Origin of the sequence: Microcoleus sp. B9-D4 (genome assembly GCF_036705105.1) — a bacterium.
GTDB lineage: Bacteria > Cyanobacteriota > Cyanobacteriia > Cyanobacteriales > Microcoleaceae > Microcoleus.
Window position 1 is genome coordinate 156,747 of sequence record NZ_JAUBTS010000008.1, and the last position, 24,349, is coordinate 181,095.

General features: G+C 46.4%; 21 protein-coding genes. 10 read left to right on the forward strand and 11 right to left on the reverse strand.

Annotated elements, in window-relative coordinates; all coding sequences use genetic code 11:
* Positions 1-499: 499 nt before the first annotated feature.
* Entirely contained in the window at positions 500-1,486 is a 987-nt protein-coding gene (locus QUB24_RS07640; protein WP_333152090.1) for an SGNH/GDSL hydrolase family protein, read from the reverse strand.
* Between the two features lie 418 nt (positions 1,487-1,904).
* Positions 1,905-3,146: a transposase gene (locus QUB24_RS07645; RefSeq protein ID WP_333152092.1), complete on the reverse strand. Its 1,242-nt coding sequence runs from the start codon at positions 3,144-3,146 to the stop codon at positions 1,905-1,907.
* Between the two features lie 217 nt (positions 3,147-3,363).
* Here QUB24_RS07645 and btpA point away from each other — a divergent pair, with 217 nt between their 5' ends.
* From btpA to QUB24_RS07665, 4 genes are all read left to right on the forward strand, one after another.
* The gene (gene btpA / locus QUB24_RS07650) at positions 3,364-4,251 is read left to right on the forward strand and encodes a photosystem I biogenesis protein BtpA (RefSeq protein WP_333057464.1); all 888 of its coding nucleotides are present in this window, start codon (positions 3,364-3,366) and stop codon (positions 4,249-4,251) included.
* Between the two features lie 156 nt (positions 4,252-4,407).
* Positions 4,408-5,331, forward strand: coding sequence for a vitamin K epoxide reductase family protein (locus QUB24_RS07655; RefSeq protein WP_333152094.1), 924 nt, complete (start codon positions 4,408-4,410; stop codon positions 5,329-5,331).
* A gap of 561 nt (positions 5,332-5,892) precedes the next feature.
* Positions 5,893-7,995: a CHASE2 domain-containing protein gene (locus tag QUB24_RS07660; protein WP_333152095.1), complete on the forward strand. Its 2,103-nt coding sequence runs from the start codon at positions 5,893-5,895 to the stop codon at positions 7,993-7,995.
* Positions 7,996-8,577: 582 nt separating this feature from the next.
* A complete protein-coding gene (locus tag QUB24_RS07665; protein ID WP_333152098.1) occupies positions 8,578-8,823 on the forward strand; it encodes a hypothetical protein in 246 nt (81 codons plus the stop codon).
* Positions 8,824-8,844: 21 nt separating this feature from the next.
* Here QUB24_RS07665 and nadB read toward each other — a convergent pair whose 3' ends face one another.
* Positions 8,845-10,497 (reverse strand): L-aspartate oxidase, encoded by a 1,653-nt coding sequence (gene nadB, locus QUB24_RS07670; RefSeq protein ID WP_333152100.1) that lies wholly within the window; start codon positions 10,495-10,497, stop codon positions 8,845-8,847.
* A 321-nt stretch (positions 10,498-10,818) separates the two neighbouring features.
* Positions 10,819-11,253: a photosystem II complex extrinsic protein PsbU gene (psbU, locus tag QUB24_RS07675; RefSeq protein WP_006635850.1), complete on the reverse strand. Its 435-nt coding sequence runs from the start codon at positions 11,251-11,253 to the stop codon at positions 10,819-10,821.
* 287 nt (positions 11,254-11,540) lie between these two features.
* On the opposite strand from psbU, the gene QUB24_RS07680 reads away from it, so the two are divergent.
* Together QUB24_RS07680 and QUB24_RS07685 are read left to right on the forward strand one after the other, a co-directional pair.
* On the forward strand, positions 11,541-12,140 hold the full coding sequence (locus tag QUB24_RS07680; RefSeq protein ID WP_333152102.1) for an IS607 family transposase: 600 nt from the start codon (positions 11,541-11,543) through the stop codon (positions 12,138-12,140).
* Between the two features lie 36 nt (positions 12,141-12,176).
* On the forward strand, positions 12,177-13,637 hold the full coding sequence (locus QUB24_RS07685) for an IS200/IS605 family accessory protein TnpB-related protein (RefSeq protein WP_333152104.1): 1,461 nt from the start codon (positions 12,177-12,179) through the stop codon (positions 13,635-13,637).
* 100 nt (positions 13,638-13,737) lie between these two features.
* Here the strand turns inward: QUB24_RS07685 and QUB24_RS07690 are convergent, their stop codons facing one another.
* Positions 13,738-14,727, reverse strand: a complete 990-nt coding sequence (locus QUB24_RS07690) for an adenylate/guanylate cyclase domain-containing protein (protein ID WP_333152106.1) — start codon at positions 14,725-14,727, stop codon at positions 13,738-13,740.
* An 88-nt stretch (positions 14,728-14,815) separates the two neighbouring features.
* On the reverse strand, positions 14,816-15,046 hold the full coding sequence (locus QUB24_RS07695) for a hypothetical protein (protein WP_333152108.1): 231 nt from the start codon (positions 15,044-15,046) through the stop codon (positions 14,816-14,818).
* A 195-nt stretch (positions 15,047-15,241) separates the two neighbouring features.
* On the opposite strand from QUB24_RS07695, the gene hisF reads away from it, so the two are divergent.
* Together hisF and QUB24_RS07705 are read left to right on the forward strand one after the other, a co-directional pair.
* Positions 15,242-16,033 (forward strand): imidazole glycerol phosphate synthase subunit HisF, encoded by a 792-nt coding sequence (gene hisF, locus QUB24_RS07700; RefSeq protein WP_333152110.1) that lies wholly within the window; start codon positions 15,242-15,244, stop codon positions 16,031-16,033.
* 433 nt (positions 16,034-16,466) lie between these two features.
* Positions 16,467-16,808, forward strand: a complete 342-nt coding sequence (locus QUB24_RS07705; RefSeq protein ID WP_333152112.1) for a low temperature-induced protein — start codon at positions 16,467-16,469, stop codon at positions 16,806-16,808.
* A gap of 286 nt (positions 16,809-17,094) precedes the next feature.
* Here the strand turns inward: QUB24_RS07705 and QUB24_RS07710 are convergent, their stop codons facing one another.
* The gene (locus QUB24_RS07710; protein ID WP_333152115.1) at positions 17,095-18,111 is read right to left on the reverse strand and encodes a sulfate/molybdate ABC transporter ATP-binding protein; all 1,017 of its coding nucleotides are present in this window, start codon (positions 18,109-18,111) and stop codon (positions 17,095-17,097) included.
* 420 nt (positions 18,112-18,531) lie between these two features.
* Here QUB24_RS07710 and argC point away from each other — a divergent pair, with 420 nt between their 5' ends.
* Positions 18,532-19,590, forward strand: coding sequence for an N-acetyl-gamma-glutamyl-phosphate reductase (gene argC / locus QUB24_RS07715; RefSeq protein WP_333152117.1), 1,059 nt, complete (start codon positions 18,532-18,534; stop codon positions 19,588-19,590).
* A gap of 253 nt (positions 19,591-19,843) precedes the next feature.
* Here argC and eno read toward each other — a convergent pair whose 3' ends face one another.
* On the reverse strand, positions 19,844-21,124 hold the full coding sequence (gene eno, locus QUB24_RS07720) for a phosphopyruvate hydratase (protein WP_445300389.1): 1,281 nt from the start codon (positions 21,122-21,124) through the stop codon (positions 19,844-19,846).
* Between the two features lie 302 nt (positions 21,125-21,426).
* Here eno and QUB24_RS07725 point away from each other — a divergent pair, with 302 nt between their 5' ends.
* Positions 21,427-22,341: a calcium-binding protein gene (locus tag QUB24_RS07725; protein ID WP_333152119.1), complete on the forward strand. Its 915-nt coding sequence runs from the start codon at positions 21,427-21,429 to the stop codon at positions 22,339-22,341.
* A gap of 156 nt (positions 22,342-22,497) precedes the next feature.
* Here the strand turns inward: QUB24_RS07725 and QUB24_RS07730 are convergent, their stop codons facing one another.
* From QUB24_RS07730 to QUB24_RS07740, 3 genes are all read right to left on the reverse strand, one after another.
* Positions 22,498-23,148: a nucleoside triphosphate pyrophosphatase gene (locus tag QUB24_RS07730; RefSeq protein ID WP_333152122.1), complete on the reverse strand. Its 651-nt coding sequence runs from the start codon at positions 23,146-23,148 to the stop codon at positions 22,498-22,500.
* 185 nt (positions 23,149-23,333) lie between these two features.
* Positions 23,334-23,873 (reverse strand): photosystem II reaction center PsbP, encoded by a 540-nt coding sequence (gene psbP, locus QUB24_RS07735; RefSeq protein WP_333057481.1) that lies wholly within the window; start codon positions 23,871-23,873, stop codon positions 23,334-23,336.
* Between the two features lie 143 nt (positions 23,874-24,016).
* A complete protein-coding gene (locus tag QUB24_RS07740) occupies positions 24,017-24,229 on the reverse strand; it encodes a chlorophyll a/b-binding protein (RefSeq protein WP_193973911.1) in 213 nt (70 codons plus the stop codon).
* Positions 24,230-24,349 lie beyond the last annotated feature (120 nt).

Consider the following 24,349-nt stretch of genomic DNA (forward strand, 5'->3'; position numbering starts at 1 on the left):
GAGATTGTCTGGATTAAAAGTATCAGTCTACTTTGCAAGTTAGCTAAATCGAGACAAATCGTGTCGTTTCCGGGTGCTTTTACAGTTTGGGTTTGTTGTTCGTTGAAGAGGGTAACTGTTCCCATGCAACCGGATTCGATGTCTGTCGATTTGAGATTGGACAATTCGGCGTGAGAAGTTCGGCGAGCGCCTGCGTCGAGTTGCGCTCAATCGAACGATTTTAGACTTTAGATCGACCAAAAGCATCCAGGATATAAGCCCCCGGATTCATTCCGAAAGCAGACTCAGGACCGGGGAAATAAACAACCTGTATCCGATGAAACTTGCCGAACGTATTTATCTCGCGCAAGTCAATGCTTCAATTCTTTAATCTAAAATCTCAAATCTCAAATCTAAAATCGATTGACTCTGCAGATGAATCTGGCGGCTTGAACTAAGGTTTTAACTTTTTTGCTCTCGACAACCGGAGTCGTGGGCAAGTATCCGTCTTTAGGTAAAGTCACGATTTATCCCAAAAAAGAGCGACTATTTGACGACTGATGGTTTTGCTAACTAGCTGATTTCCTTGAGGACTCAGGTGAATGCTGTCTCGATACAAAGTTGGAAATTCGGCCGCACAATTGAAAATGGGAAGAAAATCTATGTAAGTAATTTTCTCTGTTTCTACGAGTTCGGCGAGACGCGCTCTAGCTTTGACTTCCCAGTCGCGAGGGCCCGGGCCGCCGAGTTCGCCGCGCTTGGGCGTGATGGCTAACAAAAACTTGATGTTGGCGGATACAGCTATTTTCTGGATTTGGCGAATAGCCTCTAAGTTGCAGCCTACTACATCGCCGCTTGTGGCTCCGGGTGCTGCCAATGGGCGAGTCGGCACAGCAGGTAGCAGGTAGCGGCTCAATAACTCTAGCGTAGCCGATCGAGGTTTGTGATCCGGGTAAGATCGATCGCGCCCCACAACCAGATCGCAAGGAGGCGATGCAAACAAATCGTCTGTATTGAGCAGCAAAACCAAAGCCTTTGCCCCAAAAACACCGAACCGCTTGGCGTAAGCAAGTTGATTCCTCGGCCCCCAAGAATTGGCTGAGGCATTGAGAACTTCAAAATTTGAATAGTTGACTTGTGAACCTAATTGTGCATCGCTCGCCAGATGCTGTACTTGCAGTCTCAAATTCCGAGCCATAATTTCCGAGATTGTATCTGTCTGATGTGTCCACCAACCCCCGTTGGCGACAGAATCTCCCAATAGCAAGACGCGCAGAGTTTGTGGAGGGGCCATCGGGGCGATCGCTCCGCTACGCATCGAATACTCGTTAATCTCAATCCGGTTGCCCAAGCGGCGCACCTTCTGGTTGGGCGCCAACAAATAGCCGCACTCGGCATCGGCAATATAAATCAAGGGATTACCAAAACCCAGCAGCACCCGCAGCAGCACTTCGATTGCCGCCCCCAATGCTGCGGTGACAGCCAAAATTATGAGAACAACTTCCACCAGTCAACCTCGATAGAGAAGGAAAAACCCCTGCCGACACCAAGGTATAAAAAAGAATGCAACTGCAGTCAAGCTTTCAACCCCGATTGTAGTCAGTCGATTTGAGATTAAAGATTAAAGATTAAAGCATTGACTCCACAGATGAATCTGGGACAGATCCGTGATGTCTAAAATTTTTTGCTGTCGGCGACTTTTGTCTTCTAGCTGTTTATCCGTCTTTGAGTCAGGTAAGTAGTAGGTGGCAATTGCAAAATCTAAAATCTAAAATCTAAAATCTAAAATGGCATGGCTTCGGGCTTTTACCGACCTGACCGCGCGATCGAGTCATCCGAATCGCCCCCGTGGATTTGACGTACTCCCCGGCAGACCAGCGCGGGGATTCTTAAAGGCTGCTTGAGGGTGGGCCCAAGCCACACCCTCAAGCTTTCTTCTTCTTGCTTCCGCGACTCTTAACTAGACCGTTGCCAGTCCCCGTCAGACCGTCTCCACAAGCATTTTCTTTAATGTCCAAGAAGCGTCCCTCCTCAGACAATCCGCGATTGCGGATAACTTGAGCTGCTGCTACGTCTCTATGCGTCGTGTAACCACACTCAGGGCATTGGTGGAGTCTTTCTTTAAGCTCCTTTTTACCTGTGTGCGTATCGCATTGAGGGCATACCTGCGAGGTGTAATCTTTATTCACCTTGCCAAAATATACGCCTCGTTTCCAGCAAACCCATTGCAGTATTGACACGAATTGGGCAAACCCAGCATCTAGCGTATGCTTGCAAAACATCCCTTTAGCCCAAACCCTGAAATCGATATCTTCGACGAATACCATTCCGGCCTGGTCACAAATATGATTAGCTTGCTTAAAATGCCAATCTTTGCGGGTGTCGGCAATATGCTGATGATGTCTAGCTATCTTTCTGTTTAGCTTGTGGCGGTTGTTAGACCCTTTTTTCTTGTTCTTTAACCGACGTTGCAGCAATTTCAGCTTGCGATGTTTGGTCTTCAAAAACTTGGGACGTTTAACTACTTCACCATCAGATGTTGCCAAGAATTGATCCAAACCAAGATCGAGCCCTATTGGATTTCCCGATGCTACAGGGTCGGGCACGTTAACATCACACCTCAGTGACATCACGACAAAATACCCTGAAGCCTTGCGAACTATCCGAGCTTGCTTGATTACAAATCCGTCTGGTATCTCCCTAGACTTAATGAACTCCACTTGACCCAGTTGGGGAAGCTTAATCGAATTCCCTTGGATGCAATTTTTAAGCATTTGGGGGAATACAAACGACCTCATCCGATACTGGTTTTTAAACCTTGGGAAACCCATTCCTTTGCGCTGCATATCCACAAAAGCTGTCTCCAGTCGTCTTAAGATTTGTTGGAGTACTTGAGCGTTCACAGTTTTTAGCTCTGGGATTTGCTCTTTTGCTTCTGTCAATGATTTGCTTTGCTGGAAATAATTTGGGTAAGCTGCATCAAGCGGAATGATGTATTCCTTAGAAATCGAGCAAGCATTGACCGCACATTTACGAGAGTTGATCCAGTCCTTGCGTTCCCGCAAAGCGTAGTTCCAAACCTTGCGACAAACCGTTAGAACCCGCTCAATTTCTTGAGCTTGCTCTGCGGTTGGCTTCAATTTGTACTCGTAACTAAGGTTTAACATTGCTCGTTTTCCCTGGATCTACAAAATAGAGTAGCATTTTGTAGAGTTAACGACAAGCAAAGCAATGTAAGGTAACTTGCAGGCTAAAGCCTGCCTCTAGCTTTCATCCCCGGTCTAAAGACACGGGGTTCTCAGCATATTTGCTATAGAATTCTAGAATATACCGTGACTCATCCGCCGTCAGCCGTCAGCGAACTTGGTGGTTTCAGGAAAATCCGTGGACTTAAAACAAATATTCAAAACGCCGAATCCCATAATCGGTGTCGTACATTTACAGCCTTTGCCAACTTCTCCCCGCTGGGGCGGGAACCTCAAAGCTATTATCGGAAGAGCCGAGCAAGAGGCTACAGCGCTGGCTTCTGGTGGCGCAAACGGTATCATTGTCGAGAACTTTTTCGACGCTCCTTTTGCCAAAGACAGCGTAGATCCGGCTGTGGTAAGTGCCATGACTCTAGTAGTCGAGAGGCTAACAAATCTCGTGACGCTGCCGATCGGCGTTAACGTGCTGCGAAACGACGCCCACAGCGCGATCGCCATCGCCTCCTGCACAGGAGCTCAATTCATCCGCGTCAACGTCCTCAACGGCATCATGGCTACAGACCAAGGCTTAATAGAAGGCCAAGCTCACCAGCTACTGCGCTACCGCCGGGAATTGGGCAGCGATGTCAAAATATTAGCAGACGTGTTAGTCAAGCACGGGCGCCCCCTAGGCAGCCCCAACTTGACCACAGCCGTCCAAGAGACGATCGGGCGAGCTTTAGCCGACGCCGTAATCCTTTCCGGCTGGACAACTGGTAGCCCTCCCAATCTCGAAGACTTAGAACTCGCGAGTGCTGCAGCGGCGGGAATTCCAGTTTTCATCGGCAGCGGCGCCTCGTGGGAAAACATTTCCACCCTCATGCAGGCCGCTGACGGCGTAATCGTATCGAGTTCCCTGAAGCGAAACGGCCGCATCGAGCAGCCCATCGATCCGATCCGCGTCAGTCAGTTTGTAGAAGCTGCCCGTCGCAGCTTGTCACAGAAAGAGCCCGAACAGGAAAATAGAGATGCTAATGGCTCAAGAGGGCCAACACCGGAACCGGGCAAAGTCACAAGTAAAACGTAAAATAGGAATTGTTGACTGTTGACTGTTGGCAGTAGTCAGTTGGCAGTTGGCAGTAGTCAGTAGTCATCAGTTATCAGTCATTAGTTAACAATTAACAGTCAACAGTCAACAGTCAACAGTCAACAATTCCCAATTCCCAAATTACTAAATCAAAAAATGATTCGCCGACGTTCAACCCCTTGGATTCATCGCTGGTCGAGGACTGTGATGGCAGCGATCGCAGCCATAGGCGTCGTAGAAACGGCCTATCTCACGATCGCTAAATTCACGAATGGCTCGGTCATTTGTCCCACCAGCGGCTGCGACAAAGTTCTTAACAGTCCCTACGCCACAGTCTTTGGCACAGTGCCTTTAAGTTTGTTAGGCTGTCTGGCTTACCTGAGCATAGCAATCCTGGCATTGGCTCCCAAAGCTGTAAATCCCGCCACAAATAAAGGACTGCACTCTCAACTAGAAAAAAACACTTGGCAAGCGCTATTTATCATCACCGCTGCGATGGTAATTTTCAGCAGCTATTTGATGTATTTGATGGCTTTTGAAATTCAGGATCTGTGCATTTACTGCGTCACTTCTGCCTTATTTGCGCTGTCGCTGTTTGTGCTGGTGCTAGTCGGGCGCGAGTGGGAAGATATCGGGCAGTTGGTGTTTACAGGCATTTTGGTGGCAATGGTGAGTTCGATCGGCGCCTTGGGACTTTATAACAGCGTCAAGTCACCTCCTCCTATTGTCTCTACCCCCGGAATTGCACCCCCTGCCGTCACTACAACCTCCGGCCCTGCCGAAATTGCTTTGGCCCGCCACCTCCGACAAATCGGCGCTAAAGAGTACGGCGCTTACTGGTGTCCCCACTGCCACGACCAAAAAATGCTGTTCGGCAAAGAAGCAGCCAAAATAATTGATTATTTTGAATGCGATCCCAGGGGGCAAAATTCCCGCGCTGAAATTTGCCAAGCTGCTGCTGCGAATGTTAAAGGTTTCCCGACTTGGGAGATTAATGGTCAGTTTTATGCGGGGACACAATCTTTGGATAAACTCGCTGATTTATCGGGTTACACGGGCCCCCGCAACTTTCAAAAGTAACAGGAAAGTTTGAGATTATAGATGACAGATTTTAGATTGATTGGCCGGAAATATCGTGATTTTTAACTTAGTTTATCGTGGGCTAGTGCGGCGAAATTAATCTAAAATCTCGCATCTATAATCAATAAAAAAATAGTAAAAATTAGTTAGAACGAAAAAGTTTAAAACAATTTGTGGCTCTCTAGTATTTAGAGCAGCGAATAAATACTAGAACTTTTACACAAAAACGCCAGAAACCGGGTTTCTGCTTCCAGAATTATTGTTGAAACGACATATTTTGGTGGCGAAATCCGGTTTCTGCTCTTGCAGCCCGATCGCACCGAAAAACCAAAAAATTGGATAATCTAACATCTAAAATCGACTCGATCGCACCGAAAAACCAAAAAATTGGATAATCTAAAATTTAAAATCTAAAATCTACTCGATCGCACCGAAAAACCAAAAAATTGGATAATCTAAAATCTAAAATCTAAAATCTAAAATCGACTCGCCCCGGAGATGTAAAACCTATACCTAGTAGTAGTTTAGAAGCTCACAGGGCGAGGCCCAAATCCCCAAAATATGCTAGAAACTATCAAAAAATGGGTCGATCGAGAACACCGAGTATTGATTACTGCGAGTGCCGTTGCTAGTACGGTGATTGTAATGCGCTGGTTCGGATGTTTTCAGGTGTGGGAATGGGCTGCTTTCGACCAATTTGTGCGCTGGCGGCCGGCCGAACCAATTGACTCGCGCATCGTCATTGTAGAAATTAAGGAAGCTGACTTGCAAAAATACGGCTACCCAATTTCGGATGCTGTCTTGGCCCAATTGCTGCAAAAATTGCACGCTGGCAAGCCACGGGCGATCGGCCTCGACATTTACCGAGATTTGCCAACTCAACCGGGTAACGCCGAATTGCTCAAAACTTTTAAAACTATTCCCAACTTAATCGGCATTGAGTTGATGCCAGACGAAACCAGGTTGGGAGTTCGCCCGCCTCCGGTACTTGACAAGCTAGATCGAATCGGTTTCAACAACGTTGTCATCGACGCTGACTCAAAAGTGCGGCGAACTTTGCTCTACGCTTGGCCCGGAGACGGCAAAACTCATCAAAGTTTCGCACTCAGACTGGCTTTGCTTTACCTCAAAAGCGAAGGAATTTCGCCTCAACCAGCAAGAGTCAATCCTACATACTTGCAGTTAGGCAAGGGGGTTTTTCGGCCTTTTCAACCGAATGACGGTGCTTACGTTCGATCGGACAGCCGTGGCTATCAAATTTTGACCAACCTGCGCGGCCCGCGAGGCAGTTTTCGCACTGCATCGATGGGCGATGTGCTTTCTGGCAAAGTACCTGCTGATTTTGTACGATCGCGCGTTGTCTTGATCGGCTCCAATGCCCCCAGCCTCAAAGACTTTTACCAAAATTCTTACAGTTCCGGTTGGTTTGGTCCTCCCCAGCAAATACCGGGAGTCGAGCTTCAGGCTCATTTTTTGAGCCAAATTTTGAGTGCAGCTCTCGACGGGCGCGGGGGTATCAATGTCTGGCCAGAGGCTGCGGAGTTGCTGTGGATTTTGCTGTGGTCTTGGGCGGGAGCAAATGTGAGTTGGAATTTGCGATCGCTTGGTCGATCGGCTTATTGTTTATTAAGTATCTGTCTAGGTCTGAGTGCGAGTTTATACTTGGTGTTTTTAGCAGGTTGGTGGCTACCGTTAATTCCTCCAATCCTCAGTATTGTGGGTTCTGGTGCCGCAGTTGTGGGTTATCTGGCGCACTTGCAAGAAGAATTAAAACGGTCTAAAGAATTTTTACAATCGCTAATCGATACAATTCCCGACCCCATTTTTGTCAAAGATCGATCTCACCGCTGCGTAGTTTTGAATCAGGCATATTGTCGGTTTATTGGCTATCCTTTAGAAATTTTAACTTGCCGAACCGATTACGATTTATTTCCCCAAGCCGAAGCCGAGATATTTTGGCAGCAAGACGAATTAGTATTTCAAACTCACCAGCCGCGAGAAAATGAAGAATATTTTACTGACGCTAACGGAATTACGCATCTGATTGCGACTAAAAGATCCCTACATAAAGATGCTGCAGGCAATCTCTTTTTAGTCGGAGCAATTAGAGATATTACCGAGCGCCAACTCCGGGCAAATGCCCTAGAACAAAAAAATGCTGAACTCAGCCACCAAGCTTATCATGATGCTCTTACCGGCTTGCCCAACCGCCAAATGTTCTACGAATGCTTGTATCGGTCTCTAGAAATAGCCTCCAGCACTCAGGAATTGGTAGCTTTACTCTTTTTAGATTTAGATGGATTTAAATCAATCAACGACTCTCTCGGACACAATGTGGGCGATTTACTCTTAAAAACAGTTGCCAGTCGGCTCAAAAAATGCTTGCGCGGTAGCGATACAATCTCGCGGTTGGGCGGCGACGAGTTCACAGTCATTTTGCCCGCAATTCCAGGTCGCGAGGAAGCTGCGAAAGTAGCGGAAAAAATTTGCGACGCCATCATGCAGCCTTTTATTTTAGAAGAACATACAGTTTCTGTAACTACAAGTATTGGCATTAGTTTATATCCCATTGACGGTCAAGAGCCAGAGATTTTAGTTAAGAATGCCGATGTTGCGATGTATCGTGCTAAGGAACGGGGGAAAAATCAATATCACTTTTATTAATTAAGAGCAGTTAAAAACATAATGCAACTGTAGGTAAAGTCCCCACCCCAATCTTGATAAGTCATTTGTAATTATTCAATTTTTTATCTAAAATCTCAATTATTTCAGACACATTTAGAGCAATTTTTAGGCCTCAAACCCTAATTGGGCTGTGAGGGAGATATTATTTCAGGCGTCCCCTGTGCAGCTAACTTAAAAAAATAGCTCGATCCTTAAACTGTAAGGCTTCTAAGCTTTTTGAAACCGTTCAAAAAAATGTCCAAAGTAGTAAAATCTCAAATCTAAAGTCACCTAAATTAAAATCCTGTAATTTGTCATCTGTCATTAGATAGATTTAGCCAAATATAAAACTTATGAGAGCAACTTGCCGTCTCATCTAAATGTTACAAAATATTAAAATAAATCACAACATCAAACCAAATTCCAATCCCCAAAAGCCTTAATGTAAAAAAAATTATGTAAACTTACGAAAATTAATTAAAGTAAATGTAAACATATCAGTGGAAATACGGAAATTGATAGATATAATAGGTGGTACAGACGGGGATCTATTGCGGTGATTTGAATAAGGCTGTGAATACTATGCGTACTTTGATTCAGCTCACAACAACGGCAACCCTGGCGGCCTGCCTGCAAGTGAATGTAGTCGGCACCGCAAATGCGGCTCGACTTGCCAGCAACTCAACTAGCAATTTCACAAAAGCCCGTAGCACGGGCGAGAGCCCCAGAGTTTGGACAGTTACACCAACCTCTAGGTTGGGAAATCCTCAACAATACGAACCAACCCCGAACGGGAACCCCGAAAGTGACGGTACGGGAACGCGCTGACCCCAAATTTTCAATAAATTTTCAATCTTCTATGCGCGGAGATTTGTACCAATGGGATTGGTGAATTAAAGTATGGCTGCACCAATCCGGATCTGTGAGAGGATAGTCCACCCGGTAGTGACCGCCGCGACTTTCGGTGCGAAACGCAGCACTTTTGACAATTAAATAGCCGATATCCAATAAATTCCCAACTTCTCCCCAATTTCGCAAAATTGAGCTATTCTGGGCCTCAGCAGGGGAAAAATCAATAATTTGTCCAGGCCGCAACTTCAGCAAAGTTTGACTCAAAGGCAACGAAGCAAATTCTTGCCGCCAAATCTCAAGTTGGACGATCGCCCTTTCCAAATCCCGCTGTCCCCGGCAAATTCCCGCACTCTGCCACACCAAATTCGGCAATTCGACCCGCAACCTTTCGATCGCCTCAATATCCTTTTCAGAAATCGATTTTTCCAAGATTTCCCGCGCCTCGAACTGATCGGCGAATGCCTCCGGCGTTCCACCTTCTAGCTGCAAAAGTCCCATCTGCGCCCCAAAAACCAGACATTCCAGCAGCGAATTGCTCGCCAACCGATTAGCGCCGTGTACCCCCGTGCTCGCAGTTTCTCCCACCGCGTACAAACCCGGAATCGAAGTTTGGTTAAACTTGTCAGCGACAATTCCTCCCATCCAGTAATGGGCTGCGGGCGTCACCGGCACCGGTTCGGAAAAAATATCAATTCCCCAATCAGCGCACACTTGAATAATATTCGGAAACCTGTAGCGCAGTCGATCGACCGCAATCGGGCGCAAATCCAGCCAAACATGAGGTTCCCCCGTCTTCTGCAAGTGGCGGAAAATAGCGCGACTGACAACATCCCTAGGGGCGAGTTCCCCGCTGGGGTGAGAGTCAAAAGCAAAGCGATATCCCTTACTGTCAACCAAATGAGCTCCTTCTCCCCGTACCGCTTCGCTAATCAGAAACCGAGGCGCGCCCGCTGTGCTCAGCGCCGTCGGGTGAAACTGCACAAATTCTAAGTCTCGCAGCAGCGCCCCGGCGCGCCACGCAATTGCCACCCCGTCCCCGGTACTTACCGACGGATTGGTCGTTTGAGCAAAAACCTGTCCGCCGCCGCCTGTCGCCAGCACCACGGCTTTGGCCTGCAGCCACTTGACTTGTGAGCCACAAATCGAGCTAATCCCCTGACAGCGCCCGGTTTTGTCTAGCCACAGACTCAAAGCAAAGGCAGGAGATACGAGTTGAATGTTTTTGCGGCTTAATACTTTTGCTGTCAGCGTACTGATCACGGCTTTGCCCGTAGTGTCGGCGGCGTGGAGCACTCGGCGGCGGGAGTGGGCGGCTTCTAGGGTGAGGGCTAAATCAGGGCCGGTGCGATCGAATGCAACGCCCATTTTCACCAGGGAGTCAATGCAAGCACCAGCTTCCTCGACTAAAAATTTCACCGCATCCAAATCGCAAAGACCGGCTCCTGCAGCCAGTGTATCTTGAACGTGCAGCGCTGCGGAATCTTCAGGGGCGATCGCTGCGGCAATCCCTCCTTGAGCCCAATCGCTTGCAGAAACAGGTAGGGTATTTTTATTGATCAAGCCCACCTGTAAATGCTCTGGCAGGCAAAGTGCTGTGTACAAACCCGCCGCGCCAGCACCTATTACCAATACGTCAAATTTGTCAGTCATAAGTCTGCCGCCAGTCAATTTTAGATTTTAGATTTTAGATTTTAGAATTGAGTCTACAGATGAATCTGGGGACTTGAACTAATGTCAGTCAAGGGATTTTAGATTTTAGATTTTAGATTTTAGATTTTAGATTTTAGATGAATCAGGGGAACCCGCTTATTTCAATCTAGCGAATTTTGGTCGCCTTTTGCCCAATGGTGGTTGAAAGTAAGTCTTGAGAAATTAAAGGCAGAAGTCATCAGCCTATAGAAAAAAATCTTTTCTTTCGGCCGTTTGCCTTCTGCCCAATGACTTCTGACTTCAAATGAGACCCGCTGCTACCTAGTCGTATAGACCATTATTCAACCGGTTGTCTCCTTCAATAAAGACTGATTCAACATCAGTTACGGTGAATTTGTCCATGTTAGCTTGCAGCACTTTTTTCTGAGCATCCGTCAAGTCTGAAATATTGAGTACGTCCTCAACATTTTCGTAAGGAGCATTCTTAATAATTAGTCGAGCTAAAGTGGGATACAACCCTCGAAATTCCCGAAAGTCCCGGACGGCGCTGTTGTTCAAATCAAGTTTTTTGCCGTATTCTGTGGCAAGCTTCTCATCAGCGCGATTGGTTCTAGCCGGAGCTTCAACAGCTAGGAGCGAGGAGGATGGCAAGACGATACGGCTTAATGACGCCGCGATCGCGCTTTGGTCTCCAGCCCATGCAAAGCAGCCCAGCACTAAGCCCAATACTGCCAATAGACGACCCAATCGTTTCATGAAGTTTTGTCTCCCAATTTCATACACAGCATTTATGTAGAGACTACCATTTTGCTTATGCAGTTTTTCAGATAAATCCGCAATAGGTAGAGGGCTGTTATAAACTTTCCATTGGGGTATTGACAACGCAGGTTATATATGATATTAGCTGACTTTTTAGCATCGCAGGCAAGTTTATAAAAGGCACTCCAAATTAAAAACTCGGACTGCGATTTTAAGGGGTTAACGGCAGTTGACAATTTACCTAGATTTACCTAGGATTTAGGAACCAGATTCTCGGTAAATTAATGAACAGACTGATTAGCATTGGTGAATTGGCAGAACTCAAGGCGGTCAGCGTTGACACAATACGACGCTGGGAAAAAGAGGGAAAACTAGAGTCCGTGCGGACAGATGGCGGACACAGGCGATATCGTCTTTCCGACTTTGTTGAACAAAAAACAGGAAAGACACTTGCTTATGCCAGAGTCTCCAGTCACGATCAAAAAGCCGATCTTGACAGACAGGATGCTGTCTTGTCTGGCTACTGTCAGTCTTTTGGCTGGGAATATGAAGTCATTAGAGATTTAGGTAGTGGAATGAATTACCGCAAAAAAGGACTAACAAAGCTAATCTCTACCATCTTAGACGGCGAAGTGGTTCGACTTGTAATTACCCACAAAGATAGGCTACTAAGGTTTGGATGTGAACTTATTTTTTCACTCTGCGAATATCACGAAGTAGAAGTGGTAATTTTGAACAAAAAAGAAGACACAACCTTTGAAGAAGACCTGGCCAGCGACGTTTTAGAAATTATTACCGTATTTTCTGCTCGACTGTACGGCTCTAGGTCGAGCCCAAATAAAAAACTTATCGAAAAACTTGCAAAATCTCTGGAAAGCGATTAATCTACTAAGATACAACCGCATTGAGAGGTCGAATCAATGGCTACCATAACGTACTGCAAAGGCTTGCCCACACCGGCAGATGAACTTAACGAGATTGGATTTACAGATTTTGAGATGTTCTTGGAAGCTTACGCCCCAATCTTCAGGGCTGCAAGCATTGAAACAGTCAACCACTTACTCTTGAATGCGGAATTCAAGAAGTCCGAGTGGAACACGCACTTACAGCAAACCTACGGCATCAATAAACGTCACGCAAACGGTGTAATTAGTTCTGCCAAAGGTCGTGTAGACGCGGGCAAAGAGCATAGGATTTTACACATAAAAACTCTTGAAGGAAAGATTAAGTCTCTTAGCGTATGGCTCAAGAAAGCGGAGCGCAAATTAGTATTGGCTCGTAAATTTTATGCCAAGAAAAAATGGCATAACTCAAAGACGGGCTGCAATTTCCCTATCGCCTGTTCGCTCGATAACAAATCCACTAATTGGCAGAATGTACGATTTCAAATACACAACAAGAAACGTAGACTAACCCTACTAACGAATAGACTCGAATACTTAAAAACTAAGCCATTCAAAGTCTTCGTCCCTTACGGCGATATCTTTTTTGTCGGTTCCAAGGATGAATCTTTCGGCAATCAAGTCTCTCAGTGGAATGGAAATAAAATAACTTTTAGAGTCCCCAAATGCTTGGAGTCGCGATTCGGGAAAACTGTATCTTCCGAGGTCGGTGATTTCAATCGCAAGATAAATAGGCTGCCAGAATGCGGGGCGTATACCTGGCACTTCTACCGCAAAAACGGAAAGTGGGTTATTGCTGTGCAGTTTACCCCAAATCCTGTTAATCAAGTTTCTAGAAGTAGGATGTACGGTTGTATCGGTATCGATATGAATCCCGGTTCTATTGGGTGGGCTTATGTTGATCTTCAAGGAAACCTCAAAGCCAAAGGGCAGATTCCATTGCAGATGGGATTGCCGAACGGCAAGCAACAGGCTCAAATTGTTAAAGTTTGCCTGCAACTAGCAGCAAAGGCTGCGGAATTTGAATGCCCCGTAGTTTGTGAAGAACTTGATTTCTCCACAAAAAAGGAATCTTTAGGAGAGAAAGGTAGAAAATATTCTCGAATGTTGTCGAGTTGGGCGTACAGTGAATTTTACAAGCAACTCAATCCTATTTTGTCGAATCGTGGAGTTGAGTTAATTACAGTTAACCCAGCATATTCGAGCATTATCGGCTTGGTAAAATATCTGAGAATGTATGGCTTAGCTAGCGACGAATCTGCCGCGCTGGTGATTGCTCGCCGAGCTATGCGACTAAGTGAAAAAATACCTCGCTCCTTAACCGCCTATTCTGAGGTGAACTCGGAAAAGCACGTTTGGAGCGAGTGGAACCAACTGAATAAAAAAATCAAACGTTCCGGTGTAATATCACGTCGCTGTGATTATTATACCGTTTCTAACTGGAGTTTCTTGGTCAACCTCGATGTCGAGGAAGCGTAGGCGCTAAGAAAGAACGTTTCAAACTTATACCGCTGAGCTTACCCAGGTTGGCCTAGGTTTTTTAAAGCGGTTAATTTTTGCCCTGCACCCCATTTTCTAGCTATGGAGAACTTTTTCCTTTCGTTTTGAGAAAAGCGTTCAAGTCAGCATAAGTACCGCCGTAAGTCACGGTGGGAGTGTCGTAACCCTTTAAAGCAACGGTGTGCTGCTCGAAAGCGCCCTGGGCCCCCAATTGCGTCAGATATTTGTAGGTAGTTTCTCCCACAGCGATATCCTTGCCGAGTTGCTTGGTGCAAGATTCCAGGCGAAATGCTGCGTTTACAGTATCTCCCAAGGCAGTATAGTCCGATCGGTCGCTGCTGCCAGAATTTCCCACCATTGCATAACCAGTATTGATGCCGGCCCCGACTCGCAAAGGAAAAGGCAGCGGGTAACGGCTGCTGAGTTCGTCTGTTGCCTTGTGCAGTTCGCTCAAAGCTTGGCAAATCCGCATCATTTCCTCGCTGCTGACACCGCTGGTTTTGTGGAACCAGACGGCCATGATGGCATCGCCGATGTATTTGTCCACCCAACTGCCGTGTTCGCGAATGATCTGTCCTGCTTTGCGGAACCAATTGCCGATGACTTCCGAGAGGAGGGTTTCGTCTAGCTGCCTAGTCAAAACTGTAAAGTCTCGGATGTCCATTACCATGACGCTAATCAGGCTACGCACCGTCAAAGTCGCCGTAAAATCTTCAGAGTCTGTCTCGTGTATTGGATCGTGTCGGTGCCCGGCGGTTGGGTTGTAGAAGTCCAATTCGGTTTGACCGAAAATAATCCGATCGCCATTTCTGAGAGTGACAGGAATACTGACCCGCCGCCCGTTGACAAAGGAACCATTGCGGCTGCCCAAGTCGATTAGGTAGAACTCTCCTGTCTCCATTTGCTGTAACATCGCGTGATTACGGGAAATCCAGCGATCGGTCAGTACAAAATTATTGTCATCGCTCCGCCCTACTGTCCAGCAATTGCTGCCGGAGAGCGGCAAGTAGCGATTGCCGCTTTTCTCTGTACGAAGTACCAAATGTGGATTGGCTTGCAAAGTCACCACAGCCCTAAAAACGACATCAAGTCAACCGGTTTGAGGTTTTAAACTTTAAATTTTAACTTTACCGCGCGGCTTATGACTGAGATTGCTGCTAAAAAACCTCAAATCGGCCGTTCTCAAATCTAAAATTGTTTAGTCGATCGTCGATGCACCAAACCATACAGGATTGCCGAACCACAATTCGATCGCCAGCAAAGGTAGTTATGGTTCGATCATAAGCGAAATTGTCATATTTTTCACCCCACAGTTCTATCTGGGGAGTTAAATTTGGTGCTTTTTTGCTGAAAATATAACTATCTACCAATATTCTACCTAATGTCACGGCTCCCACTGCGATCCCAGTTTTATTTATGCTAAGGGGGCATAAAAAAACTGAAAAATGGCTCTCCGGCTCCGATCGAGAATTGTTAAACACAAGGTATCTTTAAGATTTGTTGCTTAACTTCTGGTTTTTGAAGATATCAACAAAGCCTTTTCCTCGCTGCGGCGGTCAATAAGTTGGAAATACGAGAATTTTATGTTGTCGAAAAGAATTTTGCCTTGTTTGGATGTGAAAGCCGGTCGCGTGGTCAAAGGTGTCAATTTTGTCAACCTTCAGGATGCTGGCGATCCGGTAGAAATGGCTCAGGTTTACAACGATGCCGGTGCTGACGAGTTGGTGTTTCTGGACATTACGGCGACTCACGAAGACCGGAATATTATGATCGATGTGGTGTATCGAACGGCCGATCGCGTATTTATCCCTTTGACGGTGGGCGGCGGCATCCAATCCTTAGACACAATTAAAAGTTTGTTGAGGGCGGGCGCTGATAAGGTGAGTATTAATTCGGCGGCGGTGCGCGATCCGAGTTTAATTGACAGAGCTAGCGATCGATTTGGTAATCAGTGCATTGTAGTGGCGATCGACGCTCGCAAACGGCAAGACGCAGATCATCCTGGTTGGGACGTTTACGTGCGCGGAGGGCGAGAAAATACCGGAAAAGATGCGATCGCCTGGGCAAAGGAAGCCGAACAGCGCGGCGCCGGCGAAATTCTGGTGACAAGCATGGACTCGGACGGCACTCAAGCCGGTTACGATTTGGAATTAACTCGCAGCATTGCCGAAATGGTCGAAATTCCCGTCATTGCTTCCGGCGGCGCCGGCAACTGCCACCACATCTACGAAGCCGTGACTGAGGGCAAAGCAGAAGCTGCACTGCTGGCTTCCCTGCTGCATTACGGGCAACTCAGTGTAGGAGAAATTAAAACTTATCTAGCCAAATGTCAAGTTCCCGTGCGACAGCAGCAGCCATTAGTTATTAGTCATTAGTCAGTGGATAGTCGGGCGCATCTCATATCTTGCAACATTTTCAACAAACCGCCCTGCGGGTTCACTCAAGCGCCCTCTCACCTTGCAAAGAGGCTAAATAAATCCGCCCCCACCCCACGATAAAACCAGTTACTGACATTGATACTGCTATGTGAGGCGCATCCGAAGGCACTTATAGAGAATTTTTTTGATTCTACACAAGTGCCTTCTACATAAATCTCTTGGGGCGATCGACGCCAGTCAACTAGAAATATTCCCTGAGAAGGATTTCAAATACCAGCTTTTTCAGCTAAATATTATATATTAGCTCAATTTGAAAGAAAGCAACGGTTGCTTTTATCAAACTTGAGTTAAAGATTGTGCAGAATATGAGTGAGCTTCAGCCTGTTAACAATCTTAGCGATCAAAACTTCTAAAAACGGAGAAATTTTGTATGTCTTTTATCAGCTTTAACTTCCCTGCCAAGCGTTTAGTCCGCAGTTTAATAGCTGTTTGTTTTTGTGCTTTGATGTTTGTTTCTAATGCTTTCCCGGCTTTTGCAGTTACTAGCAGCCCCACAAAAGGTGAAGACCAACTTTTAGGAATTGAAAAAGAATCTCAAGAAGCTGTACTGAAAAAACCAATGTCCTTGGAAGAAACTCAAGAAAAAGCCAGCAAAGGACCCAACGAAGTTCAGGGAGACGCTGACATTGAAAAAATGAAAAATCCTTCCAATACAGAAGCTACATCCTTTGAGCAACAAGTCAAAAAAGCTGTCAGCAAAATTAAAGACTAACTCAGCGCGCAGTAGTCAGCGGACAGTTGTCAGTATCAAAGATTAGGGACACGGCGCGGTGCCGTGTCCCTAGATTTTTTTTGTAGAGACACTGCACCGCGCCACATCCTTGGAAAGGCCCTATCCAATCTAAATTTAGCTTGAGTTTTCACAATCGATCTTAGGAATGAGAATTAAATAACTTCTACAAGTTTGTGGGATGGGCGTCTCGCCCGTCCTTTTTGGACGGGCCCGACGCCCATCCCACAATAACAATTAAAATTGTAAGTTATTTAATTCGCGATCCTTAGATGGAATAAAAAAGTGGAAAGGACTTGGCATCTTTCGGCTTTACGAACACTCTTTGCTGGGGCTGCAAGTTCAAGCTATCGAATCTTTCTCTAGTCAAATTAGCGTTTACTACTTGACCGTCATCTAAGGTTAATTCTACCTGAATTTCCCATCCCAAATGAATCAAGCGACTGATTCTTGCAGGCACTGTTGCACTATTTTCTGTAGTTTCAATTACTACGTCGTGAGGGCGCAAGAAAATCTCTGGGTTGGCTGAGTCAAAGCCGTTGTCTTGAAACATTCTGGAACTACTGGGCAATACATTGACTGGCCCGATAAAACTCATTACGAAGGCACTAGCGGGATGGTCGTAAATTTCTGCGGGTGTGCCGACTTGTTCGATTTTACCTTTATTCATTACTGTAATTCGATCGGCAACTTCCATCGCTTCTTCTTGGTCGTGCGTCACGAAGACTGTGGTAACGTGAACTTCGTCGTGCAGTCGCCGCAACCAAGCGCGCAAATCTTTGCGAACTTTGGCATCGAGAGCTCCAAAAGGTTCGTCTAGCAGTAACACTTTCGGTTCCACAGCCAGGGCTCTGGCGAGGGCCACCCGCTGCCGCTGGCCTCCTGAAAGTTGCGACGGGTATCTATCGCCCAATCCTGCCAATTGCACTAAATTCAACAATTCTTCTACCCGCGATTTGACTTTCGCGGGCGGTGTTTTCTGAATTTGCATCCCGAAAGCGATGTTTTTTCGCACTGTCATGTGCTTGAATAGCGCGTAGTGCTGAAACACGAACCCTATTTTGCGGTCTTGGACGCTAGTATTTGTGGCATCTTGCCCTGTCAGCCAGATTTTGCCGGAGTCGGGCATTTCTAAACCGGCAATCAGTCGCAGCAGGGTGGATTTGCCGGAACCAGACGGGCCCAGCAATGCGACTAGGGAACCGGATTCGATTTCTAAGCTGACTCGATCGAGTGCTTGGAAACTGCCAAACTGTTTTGATACGTTTTCTACAAGGATGCCCATGGTAGGAAGAAAGAAGAGGGAAGAGGCAGGATACAGGAAGCAAGAGACAAGAGGCAAGAGGGAAAAATGTTAATCTCCGGTTTGTGGATGGGTTAAGGTAAGTTTTTTTATAGCACGATCGCACATCAGTTTGTTAATTTTAGGGTTTTGGCGATCGGTCAGTCGATTTTAGATTTTAGATCTTAGATTTTAGATTTACTTGCAGCGCAGTGAATCTGGAAGATGGAACTTTGGTCTAAAATTTTGGGATCTCCAGGCCTTTGTATGGGTTTTGGGCGGTGTCAAACAGCCGAAAATTAACAAAAATGCACCTCCAAAACAAAACAACACAATTCTTTGCCACCAAAGTTGACGTTTGGTACTACAATGCAGCAAAAGTTCAAGCGTTTTTGACTTCAACGGCTGAGGGGATAAAGGAAAATGGGAGATGTTGGACGTGTGCCTGTAGGAATTATCGGCGCTTCAGGGTACGGCGGCGTGCAACTTGTGCGACTGCTGGCGGATCACCCGGCGGCTGAAGTAGTTTATTTGGGCGGGGATAGCAGTGCAGGAAAACCTTATTCCAGCCTTTATCCGCATCTGACTAACTGCATTGATTTGACAGTCGAGGCGATCGACCTAGACAAAATAGCGGCAAAATGCGAAGTTGTGTTTCTGTCGCTGCCGAACGGTTTAGCTTGCAAAATGGCACCGACGCTGATAGAAAAAGGCTGCAAAGTCTTGGATTTGTCGGCTGATTACAGATTTGAAAATCTCGACACTTACAAAGCTTGGTACGGCGGCGAGCGATCGGACTCTGCTTTAGCTGCCACGGCTGTTTACGGTTTGCCAGAATTGTATCGCGATCGCATTAAAAACGCTCAGTTAGTAGGCTGTGCCGGCTGCTACGTCACTGCTAGTTTATTAGCCCTGGCACCTTTGCTCAAACAAGGTCTCATCGTGCCAGAAACAGCAATTATCGACGCCAAATCCGGTGCTTCGGGAGGGGGCCGCAAAGCCGAAGTTAATCTCTTGTTGGCTGAAGCAGAGGGTTCTCTGGGGGCTTACGGCGTTGGCCGCCACCGCCACACGCCAGAAATCGAGCAAATTTGCAGCGATTTAGCGGGACACGATATTAAAGTTCAGTTTACTCCCCACCTAATTCCGATGGTGCGGGGAATTCTGGCGACTGTGTACGCAACTTTGCGCGATCCGGGTTTGGTGCGGGAAGATTTAATCACAATTTTCAGCGCTTTTTACCGCAATTCTCCTTGGGTAAAAGTGTTACCTGCTGGAGTTTATCCGCAAACAAAATGGGCTTGTGGCACAAATCTGTGTTACATCGGTGTGGAAGTCGATCCGCGTACTGACAGGGTGATTGTGCTGTCGGCGATCGACAATTTAATTAAGGGACAAGCCGGCCAAGGCATCCAGTGCATGAACTTGATGATGGGCTGGGAAGAAACTTTGGGTTTGCCACAATTGGCTTTCTATCCTTAATTGAGGATCGGTAATATCCAGATTTAACTGGAATAAATGTCGCTTTTAGTCGAGTCTAGATCCCCCTAAATCCCCCTTAATAAGGGGAGTAGGGGTTGACTTTGAGAAGATTTCTTGTCCCACCCCCTACTCCCCTTATGAAGGGGGGTTAGGGGGGATCTAGACTTCGATACCAACAAGAGAGACGATCGGTTTGAGTTAAGTTCTCACCAAGGGGTAAAGCCTGGGAACGAAAATTTTAGATTACCAAGTGTTATTTTGGCCCGTAACCGATCGATCCTGCATAAATTGCCCGATCGCCCAATTCATCCTCAATCCGTAACAAACGGTTGTATTTGGCAACTCGTTCGCTGCGACACAAAGAACCAGTCTTGATTTGGCCGGCGCGAGTCGCTACGGCTAAATCGGCAATTGTGGTATCCTCAGTTTCACCAGAACGGTGGCTGATGATCGATCGATAGCTGTTCCGTTTGCCCAGGTCGATCGTATCCAAAGTCTCTGTCAAAGAACCAATTTGATTCAGCTTAATCAAAATCGAATTGCTAGCTTTCAAATCAATTCCTTTTTGCAGCCGCGTGCGATTAGTAACAAACAAATCGTCACCCACCAACTGAACTTTGCTGCCCATTTTCTGCGTCAGCGCTACCCAACTTTCCCAATCGTCTTCATGCAAACCATCTTCAATGGAAACAATGGGATATTGACTCACCAAACCATCCAAATAATCGATTAATTCTGCCGGCGAATGAGCCACACCGTCGTAAGTGTACTGCCCATCTTTGTAAAATTCGCTAGCAGCAACATCCAAAGCCAAAGCAACTTGTTCACCCGGTTTGTAGCCAGCTTTTTCAATAGCTGCAATCAACAAATCCAAAGCTGCTTGATTGGATTTAAGATTAGGCGCAAAACCGCCTTCATCACCCACACCAGTCAGCAAACCCTCAGCTTTTAAGACTTTACTCAAGGATTCAAATACCTCTGCACCCCAGCGTAAAGCTTCTTTAAAAGAAGGCGCACCCACAGGGACAATCATAAATTCTTGAATGTCCACATTATTGTTAGCGTGAGAGCCCCCGTTGATCACGTTCATCAAAGGCACGGGTAAAACGTTCGCCAAGGGCCCGCCCAAGTAGCGGTAAAGGGGGAGTCCTAAAGTCTCGGCGGCCGCCTTTGCTGTGGCTAAGGAGACTCCGAGAATGGCATTTGCGCCGAGGTGGGATTTGTTCGGGGAACCGTCCAAGTCAATCATGGTTTTGTCTACCAGTGCTTGGTCGATCGCATCTAGATTAGCCAAAGCGGGGGCAATTTTGTGTTCGACGTTAGCGACGGCTTTTAGGACTCCTTTGCCACCATAACGGCTTTTGTCGTCGTCGCGGAGTTCGTGGGCTTCAAAAGAGCCTGTAGACGCGCCGCTGGGGACTTGGGCGAGTCCGACAACACCGTTAGCTAGGTAAACTTCAGCTTCAATGGTGGGGCGGCCGCGGGAGTCGAGGATTTCTCTGGCTTGAATAGATTCGATCGCAGTGTCTAGCATATTAATTATTCCTGACTTAACTCAAGGTTTCATGACAATTAGCAGTCTCTGGGTTTTCCCACGCTGACTGCTGACGGGTAATAGAGTACGCGATCCCCAGAATTATTGGTGCACAGTTCAAAATATTTGCGGATTTGGACGAGCAGATTGCTGTCAATAACCTCGGCTTGTTGAAAAAGGGTCTCCGGCAATTTTGACAGTAATTTGATTGTTTTAACCCCAGATTCCCGCAGATTTATTAATTGAAACCTTTGTTAAAATCAGAATGTCAACAAAGTCAATCAAAAAAGGAGAAAATTAGGATGTTAGAAACAAATCTCGGAGAAATTAGAGCATTAGCTGAAAATTCAGATCCAATTATTGCTGATCCCCCAAACATCACATTACTCACAGGGCCATTGCCAAATCCAGGCAGCGACCCCAACTTTTTTGACTTAACTCCCAATGACGACGCATTTCAATTAGCAAATGGAATTCTGCGGAATACTCCCGGAGGTTTGCGGGCCTTAGCTGGTAACGATTTTGTCAGAGGTTCCGGTGGTGCGGAACTGATGAACGGTAACAGCGGCACAGATACTTTAATCGGAGGTTGCGGCAGCGATACTATTCGCGGCGGCCAAGATTTTGACATTCTTTATGGAGAATGTGGCAGCGATTTTGTCAGCGGAGATCAAGATAATGACTACGTTTATGGAGGCACGGCAAATGACTTTATTCGCGGCGGTAAAGGGAATGATGCTTTAGTAGGAGAGAGTGGAAATGATACTATAATCGGTGATGCTGGAATTGATAGACTTTGGGGAAGTGAAGGTGCAGATTTGTTTGTCCTTCGCACAGAAGTGGGAGCCACTTCGGGAGAAATTGGTTCGCTTCAACCGCCTCCTAGTGGCAATTTTGATGTCGATGAAGTGCCTGCCGATTTTATTCTCGATTACAATCCGGCTGAAGGTGATGTAATTGGATTGGCGTCTGGATTGACGCGAGATGATATTGTTTTGAGCGAAAGGTTTTTAACAATTGGTGATGCCAGAGATTATGACAGCAGCGGGCCTTTTCCTCCGGGAATTCCTCGCACTGCTGATTTTAGAATTTTAAATACTAAGGCGACGGTGATTCGGGAAGCTAGCAGCGGCAATATCTTGGCTTTGGTGAAGGAGGTTTCGCCGAGTCAACTTCAGTTTACCTCTGTGTCTGACGGGACGATCGCTCTAGGATAATTACCAACTGGTGGCCAAGGCTAATTTGCATAGCACGGACGGGCGAAACGCCCATTCCATAACAACAAGGCTCTCAATCCTCGTTCCCAGGCTCTGCCTGGGAAGGCATATAAGCGAGGCTCTGCCTCTCGATTCCTGACATAAATTCAACAATATTTAAGATTGCCAGAAATCCGCCACATCATATCCCATTTCGGTGAGCATTTGCCGCAGCAAAGGTAAGCTCAAACCGATCACATTTGTGTGACATCCTTCGATTTGTTCCACAAAAAAGCCGCCTTTACCTTCCAGTGCAAAACAGCCTGCACAGGCGAGGGGTTCTCCGGTAGCGACGTAAGCCTTTATTTGGCGCGACGTAACTTCCGCAAAATAAACTTTTGTAACTTGACAGCGAATGCTCGATCGCGACTTTGCCTGATCAAAGTCATCGAATCTAGTATCAATCAAAGCATGACCCGTATACAGTTCGCCCACCTTACCGCGCATTTTCTGCCAGCGCGAGATTGCTTCTTCCGCATCCTTGGGTTTGCCGTGAATTTCGCCATCTATGAGCAAAATTGAATCACATCCCAACACCAAACACGCTTTGGGATTGGGGATTTGGGGGTGAGAATTAGCCAGTAAAAACTTAGCTACAGCCTCAGCTTTTCCCTCTGCTAAAACCTGCACTAAATTAGTGGCATCTTTCATTTGTATTTGCCCTTCATCAAAGTCGCTGGGGCAAATCACAGCTTGAATGCCGGCATTTTCTAGCAGGCGGCGGCGCGCTGGAGAAGCTGAAGCTAATACAAAAGTTGGAATTTTCATAAGTTAAGAAGTCAGTTGACAGTTGACAGTTGACAGTTGACAGTTGACAGTTATTATTTGTTATTGATTATTTGTTTTACCAATAACTTTCCAGGCTCTGCCTCCAATGCTCAATGCCCAATGCCCAATGCCCAATGCCCAAGGCTCAGTCCCCCATTCCCCATTCCCAACTACTTTTTAACCTACTAATAAACAGAGAAAGATTTAACAACTTTCTCAAAAGCTTCTTTTACCTTTGGCCAGCGTTCTTCGGTAGTGGAAACGTTAAGGGTAAAAAGTTTGCCGCGGCTGACTGCTACACTCGCTAAGTTGTGGCGTTCTTGGTTTGGCAACTTAACGGCGTATTCTAAAATGTAATAGTTTTTCGATCGCGATTCACGAGCTTCTGCATTGACTAATTCAGCTTCGCGGCCCGAATCAGCCGGGGCGATCGCACTTTTGCTGAGCTTGTATCCCACATCCGTCGGCGATCCCAAATCCGCCAGAGTTTTGTCCTTCGCGACTGGACTGATTACCACGCTGACATTCTCGGTTTGCTGAATCAAATCGCGGAACACCACATCGGGCCCGTTAGAAACCGCGATCGGCAGCCAGCCGTTAGGATAGAGAAATTGATAGCCATCGCCAGTATCAACGTAGCTTTTGAGTCCGGTGACTTTAGACACACAACCGGTCAAGGTGAGGCTGAGAACCACCAGAAGTATTGCCGCAATTCGTTTGAGCATTCTTTTTACGAGTAGGGTAAAACAAAAATATTTAATTTTAATTGTCTCACCAAACCTTGCCGCTAAAAATAGTTAAGCTATGGATCGCTGTTTGTGTACCGCCAGCGATCCATAGCCATATAGTTTAATTGTTAACAAAATCATTACAGGTGAGTCAGCCAGCTAATCAGCCCGTGCTTGGTCGAAACTTCTAAAGCCAAGAGAGAAACAAAGCCAATCATGGCAAGGCGGCCGTTTAAGCGTTCTGCGTAGGGGGTAAAGCCGGTGCGGGGTTCGTCATCGATGTATACTGTCGGCTCGATCGCAAAATTGTTCATTTTGCCTTGGTCGTCCAGCATTAAGCCTCGGTTAGTCATGTTTTTTTTCCTAAATGGTTTTTAGTGTACTGTAACTAAATGTAACAGACTTGTGAAGATATGTAAAGGATTGTGAGAAATTTTTTTTAAAGATCTCGATCGGACACCAGTAAAAAAAAT

What these genes read in the sequence shown, in the direction of transcription:
- QUB24_RS07685 (WP_333152104.1), top strand. Translation starts at nt 12,177, where the DNA reads ATGGCTACCATAACGTACTGCAAAGGCTTGCCCACACCGGCAGATGAA.
- QUB24_RS07665 (WP_333152098.1), top strand. Translation starts at nt 8,578, where the DNA reads ATGCGTACTTTGATTCAGCTCACAACAACGGCAACCCTGGCGGCCTGC.
- QUB24_RS07655 (WP_333152094.1), top strand. Translation starts at nt 4,408, where the DNA reads ATGATTCGCCGACGTTCAACCCCTTGGATTCATCGCTGGTCGAGGACT.
- QUB24_RS07660 (WP_333152095.1), top strand. Translation starts at nt 5,893, where the DNA reads ATGCTAGAAACTATCAAAAAATGGGTCGATCGAGAACACCGAGTATTG.
- psbU (WP_006635850.1), bottom strand. Translation starts at nt 11,253, where the DNA reads ATGAAACGATTGGGTCGTCTATTGGCAGTATTGGGCTTAGTGCTGGGC.
- QUB24_RS07645 (WP_333152092.1), bottom strand. Translation starts at nt 3,146, where the DNA reads ATGTTAAACCTTAGTTACGAGTACAAATTGAAGCCAACCGCAGAGCAA.
- psbP (WP_333057481.1), bottom strand. Translation starts at nt 23,873, where the DNA reads ATGCTCAAACGAATTGCGGCAATACTTCTGGTGGTTCTCAGCCTCACC.
- QUB24_RS07740 (WP_193973911.1), bottom strand. Translation starts at nt 24,229, where the DNA reads ATGACTAACCGAGGCTTAATGCTGGACGACCAAGGCAAAATGAACAAT.
- argC (WP_333152117.1), top strand. Translation starts at nt 18,532, where the DNA reads ATGGGAGATGTTGGACGTGTGCCTGTAGGAATTATCGGCGCTTCAGGG.
- nadB (WP_333152100.1), bottom strand. Translation starts at nt 10,497, where the DNA reads ATGACTGACAAATTTGACGTATTGGTAATAGGTGCTGGCGCGGCGGGT.
- QUB24_RS07730 (WP_333152122.1), bottom strand. Translation starts at nt 23,148, where the DNA reads ATGAAAATTCCAACTTTTGTATTAGCTTCAGCTTCTCCAGCGCGCCGC.
- hisF (WP_333152110.1), top strand. Translation starts at nt 15,242, where the DNA reads ATGTTGTCGAAAAGAATTTTGCCTTGTTTGGATGTGAAAGCCGGTCGC.
- eno (WP_445300389.1), bottom strand. Translation starts at nt 21,124, where the DNA reads ATGCTAGACACTGCGATCGAATCTATTCAAGCCAGAGAAATCCTCGAC.
- QUB24_RS07680 (WP_333152102.1), top strand. Translation starts at nt 11,541, where the DNA reads ATGAACAGACTGATTAGCATTGGTGAATTGGCAGAACTCAAGGCGGTC.
- QUB24_RS07705 (WP_333152112.1), top strand. Translation starts at nt 16,467, where the DNA reads ATGTCTTTTATCAGCTTTAACTTCCCTGCCAAGCGTTTAGTCCGCAGT.
- QUB24_RS07710 (WP_333152115.1), bottom strand. Translation starts at nt 18,111, where the DNA reads ATGGGCATCCTTGTAGAAAACGTATCAAAACAGTTTGGCAGTTTCCAA.
- QUB24_RS07725 (WP_333152119.1), top strand. Translation starts at nt 21,427, where the DNA reads ATGTTAGAAACAAATCTCGGAGAAATTAGAGCATTAGCTGAAAATTCA.